Source organism: Candidatus Proelusimicrobium excrementi (assembly GCF_937881865.1).
Classification (GTDB): Bacteria; Elusimicrobiota; Elusimicrobia; order Elusimicrobiales; family Elusimicrobiaceae; genus Proelusimicrobium; species Proelusimicrobium excrementi.
In genome coordinates this window covers 1-12,576 of the sequence record NZ_CALGEO010000084.1, presented here as the reverse complement: position 1 = coordinate 12,576, position 12,576 = coordinate 1, and the positions used below count along the sequence as shown (strand labels likewise).

The following is a 12,576-nucleotide window of genomic DNA, read 5'->3' as shown; positions in this document are numbered from 1 at the left end:
TAATGGGTTGAAATTCCATCGTGTGATTGGTGGCTTTATGGCGCAAACGGGGTGTCCGCGTGGTGACGGTACCGGTGGAAGTGGTAAAAAAATTCCAGCAGAATTTTCCGATTTATCATTTACACGTGGTACGGTGGGTATGGCGCGTGCAGCGGATGTGAATTCTGCGGATTCTCAGTTTTTTATTTGCTTGGCCGATTGCGATTTTTTGGATGGCAATTATACACTTTGGGGGCGTGTGACAAGTGGTATGGAATTTGTTGATAAAATAAAGCGGGGCAGTGCACGAAACAATGGTCGGGTTGAAAGCCCAGATGAAATTATTCGAATGGAAATTATTGATTAAAAGAAAGCCCCGCGTTTGCGGGGCCTTTTCTGTCAAAATAGCTCAATACTATAAATATAAAAAATCCTTAAAATTTAAGCATTTTCAGTACTTTTTGCATAAGAATAACAGCCTGAGAGCGCGTCCTCCCTACCGTACAGCGATGCTGTTGGGCGCACTTTTAAAGAGCCACTTTTAAGGTGGCTCTTAATTTTTTCTCGTCGACAAAATCACTTTTCCCGCGCAATTTTAGACCTCAAAAACTACCTATTTTTTCTGGGTGGTTATTTTTTATACTTTCTCGTCGAGAAACTATATTTTGGGAATGTAAAATAATGCAAAAACTATGAAACCACTTGGCAGAAAAATGGCAGAAAAACTATAAAAATTTCCCGCGGAAAAAATTTGTATTCTATAACTTTTTTCAAACTATAAAAACTTCGTTGCAGAAAAGAAGAATCGAACTTTGCATATCAAACATTATTATGATATTTATCTAATTGAAAATTTATAAATAACCTTCTTTATTTCCTATAATATATTTAATAAATCGCTTAGGAGTTTTTAATGGTACTTAACATTTGGGATTCATCCGTTCCTGTGGAGAAAAGTTCATATCTTCACAATGACGGCGCGGTTTATTTTAATACTAAAAATTTCAAACTATCTCCACGAAAATTGATCATGCTAGATTTGTTTTGTGGAGCTGGTGGTTTTGCTGTAGGCTGTGAATGGGCAGGATTTCAATCGGTGCTTGGAATTGATTATCTAGAACCTGCCATGAAAACATGGTGTCATAACCATCCCAACGCTATTGGTTGTTTGGGAGATATCAGAAAAATTAAGCCTGAAAACATAAAAAAAATCTTAAAGGCCAAAGGAATAAATCATATACATTTAATTACGGGTGGAGTCCCTTGCCAAGGGTTTTCGAGAGCTAATAGAAAACATAACGATAATGATGAAAGGAATTTTCTTTTCCTTGAATATATGAAATTTGTAAAAGTTTTTTCTCCCGACTATATTATTTTAGAAAATGTTTCGGGAATGAGAAGTACTGCAGGTGGTCAATTCGAGCACAATATTAAAAATTATATGGAATCCCTTGGATACACCACCAGCATCAAATTGGTTAATGCTGCCGATTATGGGGTTCCTCAAATGAGGAATAGATTACTGTTTGTTGGTGTAAAAAAAGATTCTGGATTAGTTAAGCAATATATTTTTCCTAAGGGAAAATTCTTAAAAAATCGCAGAACTGTTGCTGATGCTATTTCAGATTTACCGGCATTACAAAATAATGAAGAAATTCATACATACTCCACAAATCCTAAAAATGATTATCAAAAATTGATGAGAGGAATGGGAACAATTAAGGCAATCCAAAAACCTTCTGAATTATTTAATCATTGTGCTCCCAATCATCCACAAGCAACTATTAAAAAAATAGCCCAAACGAAACCAGGGCGTCCGATGTATCCAAAATTTAAACAAAGAATTCGTTTAAAAGGGGAAGCTCCGAGTCCCACTCAGTTGGCGGGAGGAATTCGCCCCCAATTCCAGTTTGGGCATCCAACCCAAGCTAGAGGGCTGACTATCAGAGAGAGAGCACGTTTACAGAGCTTCCCGGATTCTTACCAGTTTTGTGGAGGTATTGTTCAAGAAAGAGTGCAAACAGGAAATGCTGTCCCTCCACTCATGATCTATAATATTGCTGTGCCAATTGCCACGGACATCAGAAGGAAGGAGCGGAAATAAAATGTATAGAGTTTGGTATAGTACAGAAAGTTTTGCTGATTTTATAATTGATCATACCATTTTGGCCAATAGAACTGATGTTATTAAAAACAAGATGTATGAAAGTGATGCAAATCGGCCAAGAGATTTCCATTCCACTCCGGATCACATTCGTAAAATCCTTTATTTGGATGCTTGTGATTTAATCGTAGAGAAAGATAATGAACCTATTTTCTCTGTAGAAGTTACTACGGAAGCTGGAACTGGACATAATGCTTTTCAGAGATTCGCCAGGATTGCCGCTTCTGTGGAAAATGGAGTCCCTGCTTTCTATATATATCCTGAAGGCGTTATTATTAAACGAAAAAATGTTTCTCCAAGATGGGATAAAATCAATCCTTTGATTTTTAGAGCATTGGAATCCGTAATGAACATCTATCAGATACCAGCCCTATTATATTATTTCCCATCTGATATTGCCGCTTTTGCGGACAATCCTCAAGATTCTCCACATTTGACCCATAAAGGCCTTCGTTATGATCAGAATATCACTTATGCAGGATGTCCTGATTCTCAAGATGCAGAGATGCGAGAGATGTTTCAGGCAATTAACGAAATTTTGAATCTTACAGAAAATTGTGGAGTAGCAAACGCAAGAAATCGCTTGCTCAGCAATCTTACGATAAGAAATCGCCGCAATTTTATGCAAGAGCAGTTTACAGAAAAGGCCAATGGCCGTAGCGCGGCAGAAATGTCTCCTCTAACAGCAGTACACCGTTTACCAACTCAATATCTTTTAAATTATCTTTCACAGTATGAAGATAATCAGTACCATGTCGGAGAACTTCTTCGTGCAAGAGAGTATACTTCTATCTATCAAATTAACGCAAGTTTTAGAGGAGACCCATACCCAGGAGCATTATCTGCAATCGATTACTTATGCTGCCGAGAGGGAAAAACTTTTGAAGATAGACGAGATAATCTGGTGTTAGTCTTTGGAAAAGTGGATACAGATGAACAAAATCACACCATACAGATTATTAATGAAAATGGCTCTACAATAACAGATTTTTTTGTAGACGTTCAAAGTTCGGCTAGACATAATCTCCTTGTTAAGAATTATCACGAATTGAAGAATTATGATATTCCTCGTTATTTGATGCAGGTCCGCTATGGCTCAACATACTCAAAAGTTAAGCATATTCGTGTTTTTTCATATTTTGCCGATGCAATTTTATTTCCAGATGGTTCTCTCTGGAGAGACGCTTAATGAGAGAAGAACAGGTTACAAAATACGTTCTAAATTGGCTTATCAGCCATGATTGGACTATTATCTGCTTCGATTTTCCACAAAGTGGGACAGGTCATTTTTTGCATCCCAACGGAACTTTCCATAAAAATAAAGATTCAATAAATCCAGATATTGCTGCTGTTAAGCAAGGGATAGCTTTATTCTTCGAAAATAAAGACAGATTTTTTCTCCCCGATTTTATTAAGCAAAACAAACTTATTACACATAATAATTATACTGATGCTATTTCAAATCTTCTGTCAGGACATTCCGTAACATCTATTTTTTATGGAATTGGCTTGCCCAAAATTAAATATACCGAAAAAGTGATTTCAAAGCAACATCTTGTTGATTTTGTAGTAGGTGTAGAAGATGATGGGAAAGTCTCATTGCTATTTAATAAACCACAGTTTGTAATATAATTAGATTTTCTTTTCTGACTCCCTATGCGCTGCGAGCACTCGAACTATACGACGATAGAGCAATATGCATAATTACAAGTTAAGCCAAAATTGGGTGGATTTGGAAATATCTCGGCAGAAAATTCGTACACGCTCAGACGGTAGTACGATGCTTGTTGGGCGCATTTTTAACAATGTACCCGTTCTTAAAAAGAACGGGTTTTTTATCATTTTTCGTGTACAAATCACTCAAAATCTATCACTTTTCAAAATAAACGTTGCCTATTGCGGTGCTTTTTCATGCGCTTCTCATAAAAAAATTTACCGATATTTGAAGAGCCACATACTTTCAATATAAGATAACTCCACTCTTTTTCCGTAAGTGTAGCTTCCAATACATCCCGCTCTCTCAAGAACTCTTTTGTACTTAGAATAGGACAAATGAATTGCTCTGGCGCAAAATGCTTTCTAACCCGAAATGGGGCATTATTGTAGAGTTCTTGCCAGTAATCACTCCATTTGGGGCCCCGGCGCAGGACGAGTTTGACGAGAACGACCAAGCCGAAGCTAAAAACAATCAGGCCGAAGAAGAAATATCTAAGGAAGAACAAAAGAAAAAGGCCGAAGCCGAGAAAGCCATTTTTACCCCCTCAGCTGAATTGGCGGAAAGGTTTAAAACAGAAGTCCAAGCCGTTTTGGCGGATAACTTAATACATAATTTTACAAAAATTGATATGGGTACGATTCCCCAGTTATATGTAAATTTGGGTTTGCCCGAGCAAAATTTAAAAATAAGCAAATTATGTTTAAAGAAAGCCTTAGGTTTGCTTACGAAGAAGAACTGGAAGAAAATCCCCAATGGCACAACCATAATATACAAAGAAGGGATATTGATAATTTACCCACTTTAATCAGCGCCCCTCTGGCGGTTTTTAAATCTTACACCGTTAAAGGGCGTTATATAAGCGTGTTATAACAACTAAATTAAATCGCAAAAACAAATATTAGTCTGTTTTTGCTTTCCGATTATAGCGTATAAAGTGATAATTTAAGCGTAAGCGCATATTTTGAGTACCCAAAAGTCCTATATTAAACATATGTCCAAAATAACATAGACAGCGGCAGATAAATTTAATAGTATCAAGATAAGCAGGTTATATTATCCTATACCAAGGAGACTAACATGAAAAAATTATTTTTGTTTTTGTGTATTTTATTGCCGTTAACGGGATGCGTCATAATAGAAGAGAACTTCCCCGAGCTTCCTGAAGCAAACACTCCGATGTATGACGAATGGAAGGACATTACTTTTAAAGCCCTTACTGGAAAAGAAAATTTGACTGTCAGCCGCAATTTTCAGGACAGGAACGCCATCATTATTTCGACCCCGGACTATAATCAAAAATTCTTAGCGGTAGTGCTCCTTGGGAAAGATTGTGAAAAATCCAAGTTAATGGCGCCGTATCTTAATGAATTGGCGACGCGCATTATGCCTAAAATTCACGAGATGAATTATGTGCCGGTATTTTTGGACGTCTATGAAGATTCCTCCGATAAAGATATACCTTGGATAAAAGAGCTTTCCAATATAGATTTTTTCATGAACGCGGTTACCGTATGCTCGGACAACGCCTGTCAGGATGTTCTTCTCCCGCTGGCGCAAGAACCTTCAACCGCAAGTGTTTACGTAGTAAATACCCAAAATATTACAAGAACTAAAAAAGTCTATTCTTGGAATTTAACGGATGATCCGCAGGTGCAAGCCAAAAAAATGGGAAAGGCATTGGCCGAAGCATTGGGATTAACAGAAATATCACTAAACCCCAGCGTAGATGACTGGGAGAACGCAAATTAAAGCAGTTTTAATTTGTAATTTACAAAGCCGAAAATCATTTAGAAAGCCGCTTTTAACCAAGCGGCTTTTTTGTTACAATTAATTATGCTTGAAGAAGCGGCGCGCGAAGCCTTAACCGAATACTACTCCGTTTCCGGAATGGAATTTTCAGACGAAACGCTGCAAAATTTCGTACTTGCCAGGCTGGAATTTGTCAAAACGACATTCACCGGATGTAAATTTATCAACTGCGATTTTACAAAAGCAAATTTCCTTGATTGTTCCTTTAAGGAATGCGATTTTTCCAACTGCGTTTTTACCGATTCATACTTTAAAAAGAGCGTCCTAAAAGAATGCAAAGGCAGCGGGGCCAACTTTATAAAAAGCGTTTTTAAGGAATCTTCTTTTGCGGGCTGTTTGTTTCCCTATGCAAACTTTTCCGAATCCGCTTGGCAAAATTGCGATATTAAAGAAACATCTTTCAAAGACTCTTTTTTAAACGAAGTTTCTTTTAAAAAAACCGATTTTTACAAAGTTGATTTTACGCGGGCGGACTTTTTTAAAACAATGCTTAAAGGATTGGATTTATCCGGCTGCACCATAGCCGGCATTACGCTTTCGGACGGCAAAAGGGAACTATTGGGCTGCAAAGTAAACGTATTTCAGGCGGCGGAAATAGCGCGCCTTTTAGGCGTGATAATAAAGTACTGAGCGCAGGCGGCCTTTTACTCTTCTAAAACACGGTTCTATTTGTTATTATATTTTTATGAGAACATTATTAAAATTTTTATCGTTTTTGATTTTAACTTCCGCGATTTCGGGCGCGGCTTTCGCGCAGAAAAATATGGACGTGCGCCAATATAACAACACTTACGAAATTGCCATTAACAACGGCAAATCCCAGTTTAAATGCCAAGCCGTAAGATTAAGCAAAGACTGGTTTATTACCGCCGCGCACTGCCTTGTGCCGGTTTGCAATTCCGCATGCACAATAAACGCCCGCTTGGCAAGCGCGAAAGATTACGAGCTTGAAATTTCCACCAAGCACTCGGCTGGTTCGCAAGCGGTTTTCCTGCATTCAAAATCAAAGGAAGAGCAAGTTTCCTACGATATCGCCTTGATACGCTTTCCGCCGGAAAAATCAAACTATCTGTTTAAAGATAAAAAACTGGGCTGTTTGGTAACGCAAGAGGAAGCTTTCTCCAAATTAAATCCATCCCAAAAAACGGATTTTACCCAAGCCATGCAGGGAGTGAACTTCCCTACGATATTATCCCTTAAAACGCAAACGCCGAAGGTGCTCAGGGTTTCTTTGGGGGTGGCCTCAATTTGGGATTACAAGACGGAAATTTTATCTTCCGAAGATTACGTATTTTTCTCCCCAAAACACAACTATATTTATACAAGCAATTTCGGCATAAGGCAGGGGATTTCGGGCTCCGGCGTGATAACCAGCTCCGGCGAGCTGGCGGCAATAGTTTCGGCCGTGGCCAATACGCAAAGGGTAATTACCTTTGACGGCGGCGGCAGCACAAGCACGAATATAGCTTTTTCCATGTTCTCCACCTTTGACGATTCCGTACTTTCTTTTTTAAAAAGCCATATCCCGGGCTTGCCCGTAAAGAAGGCCGGGTTCAATTATTTTTCGGTTGTGCCGGACGAATACCGCGCCTTGACCGAAAACGTGGAGGCTATGTAAACATGAAAAACTTTTTAATCTTATCATTATTTTTAACTCTTGCCGCACCGCTTTTTGCGGACGTAAGTTTCATCACCGTTAACGACGAAGCCGCCTATGAAGAAGTTGAAGATTTCAGCAACACTTACGAAATTAACTTTAACCGCCACGGCGAAAAGAAAATCAACAAATGCCAGGCGGTAAGGCTTAAGGAGCATTGGTTCATTACGGCGGCGCACTGTGTGGAAAACGCCTGCCGCGACAATTGCAGTTTTCAGGCCAGGTTGATAGTCGGCCCCAATTATGAAGCCGATATGACCGTAACCCATACGCCCAAATCGCCCAAAATTTTTAAGCATTCAAAAGCAAAATTGGATAAGAGATCCTCTTCCTACGATTTGGCTTTGCTGTATTTTAAGCCCTCGGAAACGAAAGTGGTTTACAAGGATATGCTTATAAAAAGAGCCCTTACGGAAGCGCAATTTTTGGAAAGGATTCCCAATAAATCGCTTTTCTATAAAGCCGTAAAAGGGACGAATATCCCCAACCTGCTTGTTATGAATGAAGGCTCCGGCAAGAAGCTTGACAGGAAAATTTCCGTAATTTCCATTTGGGACGGAAAGCGCGAAGTTATGAACAATACCGACGGATTAATTTACTCTCCCAAACAGCATTTGTTTTTTACTAAGAACTTCGGGATAATAAAAGGGATTTCCGGCTCCGGCGTAATGACGAACACCGGTGAACTCGCCGCGATAGTTTCCGCAATAGGTTCAATAGGCCTTTACAATTCCGCAACAAAAAAATACGACCCCGTGAATATGGTCTACTTAAGCGCTTTTGACCGGGAAGTCGTGGATTTTATACATGAACACGCGGGAAGCTTCGGCTATATAGAAGCCGGGCCGGAATATTTGCAGGAGCTTAACCCAAAGCAGAAAGAGCTGCTTAACGCAATGGACGGCCTCAGCCTGCTAAAACAATAATTTTTTGGCGACGGCGCGGTAATTTCCGTCGGTAGCCATAAAAGTGATTTCAAAAGAGTCTTCCCCCTCTTTACGGGAAAGGACCAAAGCGCGGGAATAAATTTCCTTCAGCAAAAAGCCTTTTTCGAAAGGGACTTTTAAAGTATGCTTTTTCCATTTTAAAGAAAGCGCGTTTTCCACCCTTTCAAACAAATCATCAAAACCTTCCCCCGTCTTTGCGGAAATGAAAACCGCGCCCGGGAATCGTTTTTTTAAAGCGCGTAATTTTACCGCGGAAAGCTCATCGCATTTGTTAAAAACTTTCAGCACTTCGGAACTTTCCGGGTTGATTTCGTTTAAAATACTCATAACCGTGGAGGAATGCTCTTCCAGCTCGTCGGAGGAAGCGTCCGCCACGTGCAGCACCAAATCGGCGAATTTGGTTTCCTCCAAAGTTGCCCTGAACGCGGATACCAAGCTGTGCGGCAGTTTTTGTATAAAGCCGACGGTATCGGTAAAAAGCGCGGTTATTCCGCTGGGAAAGCGCACCCGCCTTGTCGTAGGATCAAGCGTGGCGAAAAGCTTGTCATCGGCGTAAGCCGAATCTTTCTTGGTCAAAGCGTTTAATATGGTGCTTTTGCCGGCATTGGTGTACCCCGCCAAAGCGACTTGCGGCACAGGCACCGAAGCGCGCTGGCTCCGCCTTACCATACGCTCGCGCCGCACGGCGGAAATATCTTCTTCCAGTTTGGCTATTCTCTTACGGATTTTGCGGCGGTCGTATTCCAACTTCCTTTCGCCCGGCCCGCGCATTCCTATACCGCCTTTTTGCTGCATCATGGCCGCGCCTTTTCCGCTTAAACGCGGAAGCAGATAATTAAGCTGCGCCAGTTCCACCTGCAAACGCCCCTCTTTGGTGCGGGCGCGCCCGGCGAAAATATCCAAAATAAGGCGGGTTCTGTCTATAATTTTGCAAGGGATAATTTCTTCCAAATTCTTTTGCTGGGCTGGGGTGATTTCGTCGTTAAAAACCACGGCGTCGATATCTTCGGCGGAAACGAATTCGGCTATTTCCGCGGCTTTTCCGCTGCCTATAAAAAGCGCGGGATTATAGTTTTCCATACGGACTTCAAATTCCCCGGCGACTTCGCATCCGGCGGTATTGCAGAGGCGTTTGAGCTCCTGCGCGGAACTATCTTTCTTAAAATCGGTTTTAAGCTTTACGCTTACCGTTAACGCTCTTTCCATAAAAGTATCTCTTCGGCGATTTCGGTTTCGTTCTTATACAGGGCCGGATTTATTATTTTCATATTTTCATAGCGGCGGAACCACGTGCGCTGGCGTTTTGCGTATTGGCGCGTGAGAACGGTTATCCTTTCCATAGCTTTTTCCTTGCTTAAATCGCCTTTAAGATAAGATAAAGCCTCCCTGTAGCCTAAACTTTTTAAACCGGGGCAGTCCTCGGCATATCCCAGTTTTAAAGCCAGTTCGGCCTCTTTTACCATCGGATCAAAAATAAGTTCCGTTCGCTTTAAAATGCGTTTTTCAAGTTCCGGCTTCTCCCAGTCCAAATAAACGGCAAAAACCTTTTCCCGAGGTAATTCCGCGCAGAATTTGCCGGTTCTTAAAACTGAAGCCGGCTTGCCGGTAAGTTTGTAAAGTTCCAAAGCCCTTATTACGCGGTGTATATTGCCCGGCGGTATAGCGGCTGCGCTGGCCGCATCGACCGAGGCCAAAAGCGAATGCAAATACGCGCGGCCTTTTTGTTCGGCCAGTAAAGCAAGTTCCGCCCTTAACGCTTTGTCCGCCGGGGGCAAATCGTCCATGCCGCAAAAATAACCCTGCATATACATTCCGGTCCCGCCCGCAAATATAAATTTGCCGCCGGGATTTGAAGAAACAATCTTCCCCGCCGTGGCGGAAAAACGGGAAACGTCGAAAGTTTCGTTTAAATCCAAAAAATCAACCAAGTGATATTTTACGCCGCCAACTTTATAAAAGCCGTCCTTCCAAACGCCTTTCGGTGCGGCGGTTCCGACGTTTATCAGCTTGTAGACCTGCCTGGAATCGACGGAAATAATCTCCCCCCCGCAAAGCGCGGCCAAGGCCAAAGCGACATCCGTTTTACCGCTTGCCGTAGGGCCGGCTATTATCAAAGGCAGATTATTTTTATCCATAATATGTTCCAAGCAAACAAAACACCGTCTTTAAACGGTGTTTTGAAAATAAGATTTAAAACCGCCGGATTAATTGTACTGCGTCAAATCTTTGTGAAGTTTACTGCAAACCTGTCCGCATTTGCAGTTGGGCACGCAGACTTCCGGCAGTTTAAGCAATATTCTTGTATTGCAGTCGGCGTAATCTTCCGCCATGGCTTCTATCTTGGCCGCCACGGAGGGAGCTATTTTCAAAAATTGTATACCGATAGTGTATATCGGCCCTTTTTGGCGTATCCAAGAAGTTTTTGCTTCCACTTCAAACTTGCCTATAAAAGGAAGCTGCATTTTTATCTGCATACTGCCAGATACCGGCGCTTTTAAAAAGGAAACTATCCTCATCCCTGTGGAGGAAAGATCCGCCAGTACGGCGGCGACTTCCACCCTTTCGCCGGTTGATTCGTCGGTATAAGCCAAATCTATCGGTTCCACAATATTGCTTATAACCGGCACCCTTTGGTGCTTTCTGCGTTCAACAAAATTTTTTTCTGCCGTCATACATCCCCCTTTAAGCTAAAAGTATACTTTCCTCGGCTTTTTTAATCGTCAATTCAACCGCGTCGCCGGTTTTATAAGGTTTTTCCGTCCTGACCCAAAAATTGCTCAGCGTACGCCCATTATGAGGGCTTTCCATAAGCACCCTTTGAATTGTGCCTTCCTGCGCTTTATAAGCCGCCTTAGCGTTAAGCTTAACCTTATTTAACAAAATATCAAGCCGTTTTTCCACAATATTTACCGGCAGTTCTTTAAGAGAAAACGCCGGCGTGCCCATACGCGGAGAAAATTTAAAACAATAAGCCCCGCTGAAATTGCACTCGTCGACCAATGTCAAAGTTTCTTTAAAATCTTCTTCCGTTTCCGTTGGATAGCCCACTATAATATCAGTGCTGACCCAAATCCCGCCTTTTTTAAGAAGAGATATTTTAGATAAAAACTCTTCCCTTGAATAGCCGCGTTTCATTTCTTTTAAAACTTTGCTGCTGCCGCTTTGAACCGGCAAATGCAAATGCTTGGCTATTTTCGGTTCCGTCGCCATCACTTCCGCGACTTCTTCCGTTATAAACAAAGGATGGGGGCTTAAATATCTTAAGCGGTCCAAACCGTTCAATTTAACGGCTTCTTTAAGCAGAGCCGCAAAGTTTTTGCCTTTGTAATTATAAGCGTTGACGGTCTGCCCCAGGAGGACTATCTCCTTCGCGCCGGCGTCAAGCTTGGCCTGAATGTTTTTAAGGACTTCGTCAAAATCGAGAGAAGAAGCCTCCCCCCGCACATAAGGCACTATGCAGTAAGAACATTTGCAGCTGCACCCGCGCATTATGTTTACCAAGGCTATAGGGGAAGATTCCGCCGGCGGTTCCGCCCCGGCCGGAGCTCCGCCGAACAGGCCGGAAGCTTCTATAATTTTGTCAAAAGCGTCTATGCTTTTGGCCCCGCAGACTATATCCACATGCGGGAACTTCTTTTTTACTTCTCCGCCCAAACGCTCCGCCGCGCATCCGGCAAAAATTATCACTCGGCCGGACTTGGCATCCTTCCATTTGCGAAGACGCCCCAAAAGCGACAAAGCCTTATGCTCGGCGTGTTCCCTTATGGTGCACGTATTTATAAGCATAACGTCGGCTTTTTGAGCGTTCTGGCAGGATATACAACCTCTGGCCGACAGAGCCAGCATCATCTCTGCGGAATCGGCCGTATTCATCTGACAGCCAAAGGTTTGTATATATACTGTTTTCAAGGTCAATCCTACAAAGCAACTTTGAATTTGCGCTTAGCGGTTTTTACGGGTTTGCCGTCAACTTCCGAGCAGGCTTCAAGCGTGAATGAGCCCGTATGAAAGTTCCACCAATCAAACCACCAGTAGCCGTTGGCCCTTCTGCAATCCTGCCAGGGGCCGCCGTTTACGGACACGCGCATATAAGGCACGTCCCTCAAACTGCCGATTCTGAAGCAATAATGCCCGCAGAACACGGTGTCGTTGTTCAAGGGATAATCTATGCAGATATCCTTACTGGTTTTGATTTTTTCCTCAGCCGTTTTTACGGCTTTGGCCGTTTTGGAAGCCGCGGCGGGGCAGCTCTTTTTCGTTATTTTAGCAGTTTTCTTTTTTAAAAGAGTTTTGCCTTTGCCTA

At 42.0% G+C, this 12,576-nt stretch carries 14 protein-coding genes; 9 read left to right on the top strand and 5 right to left on the bottom strand.

The annotated features are described in order from the left end of the window. The 9 genes from ACQY26_RS03965 to ACQY26_RS03925 all read left to right on the top strand — a co-directional run. Window positions 1-346: peptidylprolyl isomerase (locus tag ACQY26_RS03965; RefSeq protein ID WP_428047813.1), on the top strand; the 346-nt coding region annotated here is incomplete at its 5' end. Window positions 347-892: 546 nt separating this feature from the next. Beyond that, complete coding sequence (locus ACQY26_RS03960) at window positions 893-2,083, top strand: DNA cytosine methyltransferase (RefSeq protein ID WP_428047812.1); 1,191 nt, start codon at window positions 893-895, stop codon at window positions 2,081-2,083. 1 nt (window position 2,084) lies between these two features. Beyond that, on the top strand, window positions 2,085-3,332 hold the full coding sequence (locus ACQY26_RS03955) for a hypothetical protein (RefSeq protein WP_428047810.1): 1,248 nt from the start codon (window positions 2,085-2,087) through the stop codon (window positions 3,330-3,332). Next, window positions 3,332-3,775, top strand: coding sequence for a hypothetical protein (locus ACQY26_RS03950; RefSeq protein ID WP_428047808.1), 444 nt, complete (start codon window positions 3,332-3,334; stop codon window positions 3,773-3,775). The genes ACQY26_RS03955 and ACQY26_RS03950 overlap by 1 nt, the downstream gene beginning before the upstream one ends. A gap of 440 nt (window positions 3,776-4,215) precedes the next feature. Further along, window positions 4,216-4,665: a hypothetical protein gene (locus ACQY26_RS03945; protein WP_428047807.1), complete on the top strand. Its 450-nt coding sequence runs from the start codon at window positions 4,216-4,218 to the stop codon at window positions 4,663-4,665. A gap of 272 nt (window positions 4,666-4,937) precedes the next feature. After that, window positions 4,938-5,609 carry a hypothetical protein gene (locus ACQY26_RS03940; protein WP_428047806.1) on the top strand — a complete coding sequence of 224 codons (672 nt, stop codon included), beginning with the start codon at window positions 4,938-4,940 and terminating at the stop codon, window positions 5,607-5,609. An 84-nt stretch (window positions 5,610-5,693) separates the two neighbouring features. Then, window positions 5,694-6,299, top strand: coding sequence for a pentapeptide repeat-containing protein (locus ACQY26_RS03935; RefSeq protein WP_428047805.1), 606 nt, complete (start codon window positions 5,694-5,696; stop codon window positions 6,297-6,299). Window positions 6,300-6,354: 55 nt separating this feature from the next. After that, complete coding sequence (locus tag ACQY26_RS03930; RefSeq protein WP_428047804.1) at window positions 6,355-7,287, top strand: trypsin-like serine protease; 933 nt, start codon at window positions 6,355-6,357, stop codon at window positions 7,285-7,287. A gap of 2 nt (window positions 7,288-7,289) precedes the next feature. After that, window positions 7,290-8,252 (top strand): trypsin-like serine protease, encoded by a 963-nt coding sequence (locus ACQY26_RS03925; RefSeq protein ID WP_428047802.1) that lies wholly within the window; start codon window positions 7,290-7,292, stop codon window positions 8,250-8,252. On the opposite strand, the gene hflX is transcribed toward ACQY26_RS03925, so the two are convergent. From hflX to ACQY26_RS03900, 5 genes are all read right to left on the bottom strand, one after another. Next, window positions 8,241-9,479: a GTPase HflX gene (gene hflX, locus ACQY26_RS03920; RefSeq protein ID WP_428047801.1), complete on the bottom strand. Its 1,239-nt coding sequence runs from the start codon at window positions 9,477-9,479 to the stop codon at window positions 8,241-8,243. The two genes, ACQY26_RS03925 and hflX, sit on opposite strands and share 12 nt — an antisense overlap. Next, window positions 9,464-10,408, bottom strand: a complete 945-nt coding sequence (gene miaA / locus ACQY26_RS03915; RefSeq protein WP_428047800.1) for a tRNA (adenosine(37)-N6)-dimethylallyltransferase MiaA — start codon at window positions 10,406-10,408, stop codon at window positions 9,464-9,466. The genes hflX and miaA overlap by 16 nt, the downstream gene beginning before the upstream one ends. Before the next feature lie 69 nt (window positions 10,409-10,477). Beyond that, entirely contained in the window at window positions 10,478-10,945 is a 468-nt protein-coding gene (locus tag ACQY26_RS03910; RefSeq protein WP_428047799.1) for a PilZ domain-containing protein, read from the bottom strand. A 10-nt stretch (window positions 10,946-10,955) separates the two neighbouring features. Beyond that, window positions 10,956-12,182, bottom strand: coding sequence for a tRNA (N6-isopentenyl adenosine(37)-C2)-methylthiotransferase MiaB (miaB, locus tag ACQY26_RS03905; RefSeq protein WP_428047797.1), 1,227 nt, complete (start codon window positions 12,180-12,182; stop codon window positions 10,956-10,958). Window positions 12,183-12,190: 8 nt separating this feature from the next. After that, on the bottom strand, window positions 12,191-12,576 hold a 386-nt coding region (locus tag ACQY26_RS03900; protein WP_428047796.1), incomplete at its 5' end, for a hypothetical protein.

Coding starts and splice junctions, on each gene's coding strand:
- ACQY26_RS03960 (WP_428047812.1), top strand. CDS start 893: ATGGTACTTAACATTTGGGATTCATCCGTTCCTGTGGAGAAAAGTTCA.
- ACQY26_RS03955 (WP_428047810.1), top strand. CDS start 2,085: ATGTATAGAGTTTGGTATAGTACAGAAAGTTTTGCTGATTTTATAATT.
- ACQY26_RS03950 (WP_428047808.1), top strand. CDS start 3,332: ATGAGAGAAGAACAGGTTACAAAATACGTTCTAAATTGGCTTATCAGC.
- ACQY26_RS03945 (WP_428047807.1), top strand. CDS start 4,216: ATGCTTTCTAACCCGAAATGGGGCATTATTGTAGAGTTCTTGCCAGTA.
- ACQY26_RS03940 (WP_428047806.1), top strand. CDS start 4,938: ATGAAAAAATTATTTTTGTTTTTGTGTATTTTATTGCCGTTAACGGGA.
- ACQY26_RS03935 (WP_428047805.1), top strand. CDS start 5,694: ATGCTTGAAGAAGCGGCGCGCGAAGCCTTAACCGAATACTACTCCGTT.
- ACQY26_RS03930 (WP_428047804.1), top strand. CDS start 6,355: ATGAGAACATTATTAAAATTTTTATCGTTTTTGATTTTAACTTCCGCG.
- ACQY26_RS03925 (WP_428047802.1), top strand. CDS start 7,290: ATGAAAAACTTTTTAATCTTATCATTATTTTTAACTCTTGCCGCACCG.
- hflX (WP_428047801.1), bottom strand. CDS start 9,479: ATGGAAAGAGCGTTAACGGTAAGCGTAAAGCTTAAAACCGATTTTAAG.
- miaA (WP_428047800.1), bottom strand. CDS start 10,408: ATGGATAAAAATAATCTGCCTTTGATAATAGCCGGCCCTACGGCAAGC.
- ACQY26_RS03910 (WP_428047799.1), bottom strand. CDS start 10,945: ATGACGGCAGAAAAAAATTTTGTTGAACGCAGAAAGCACCAAAGGGTG.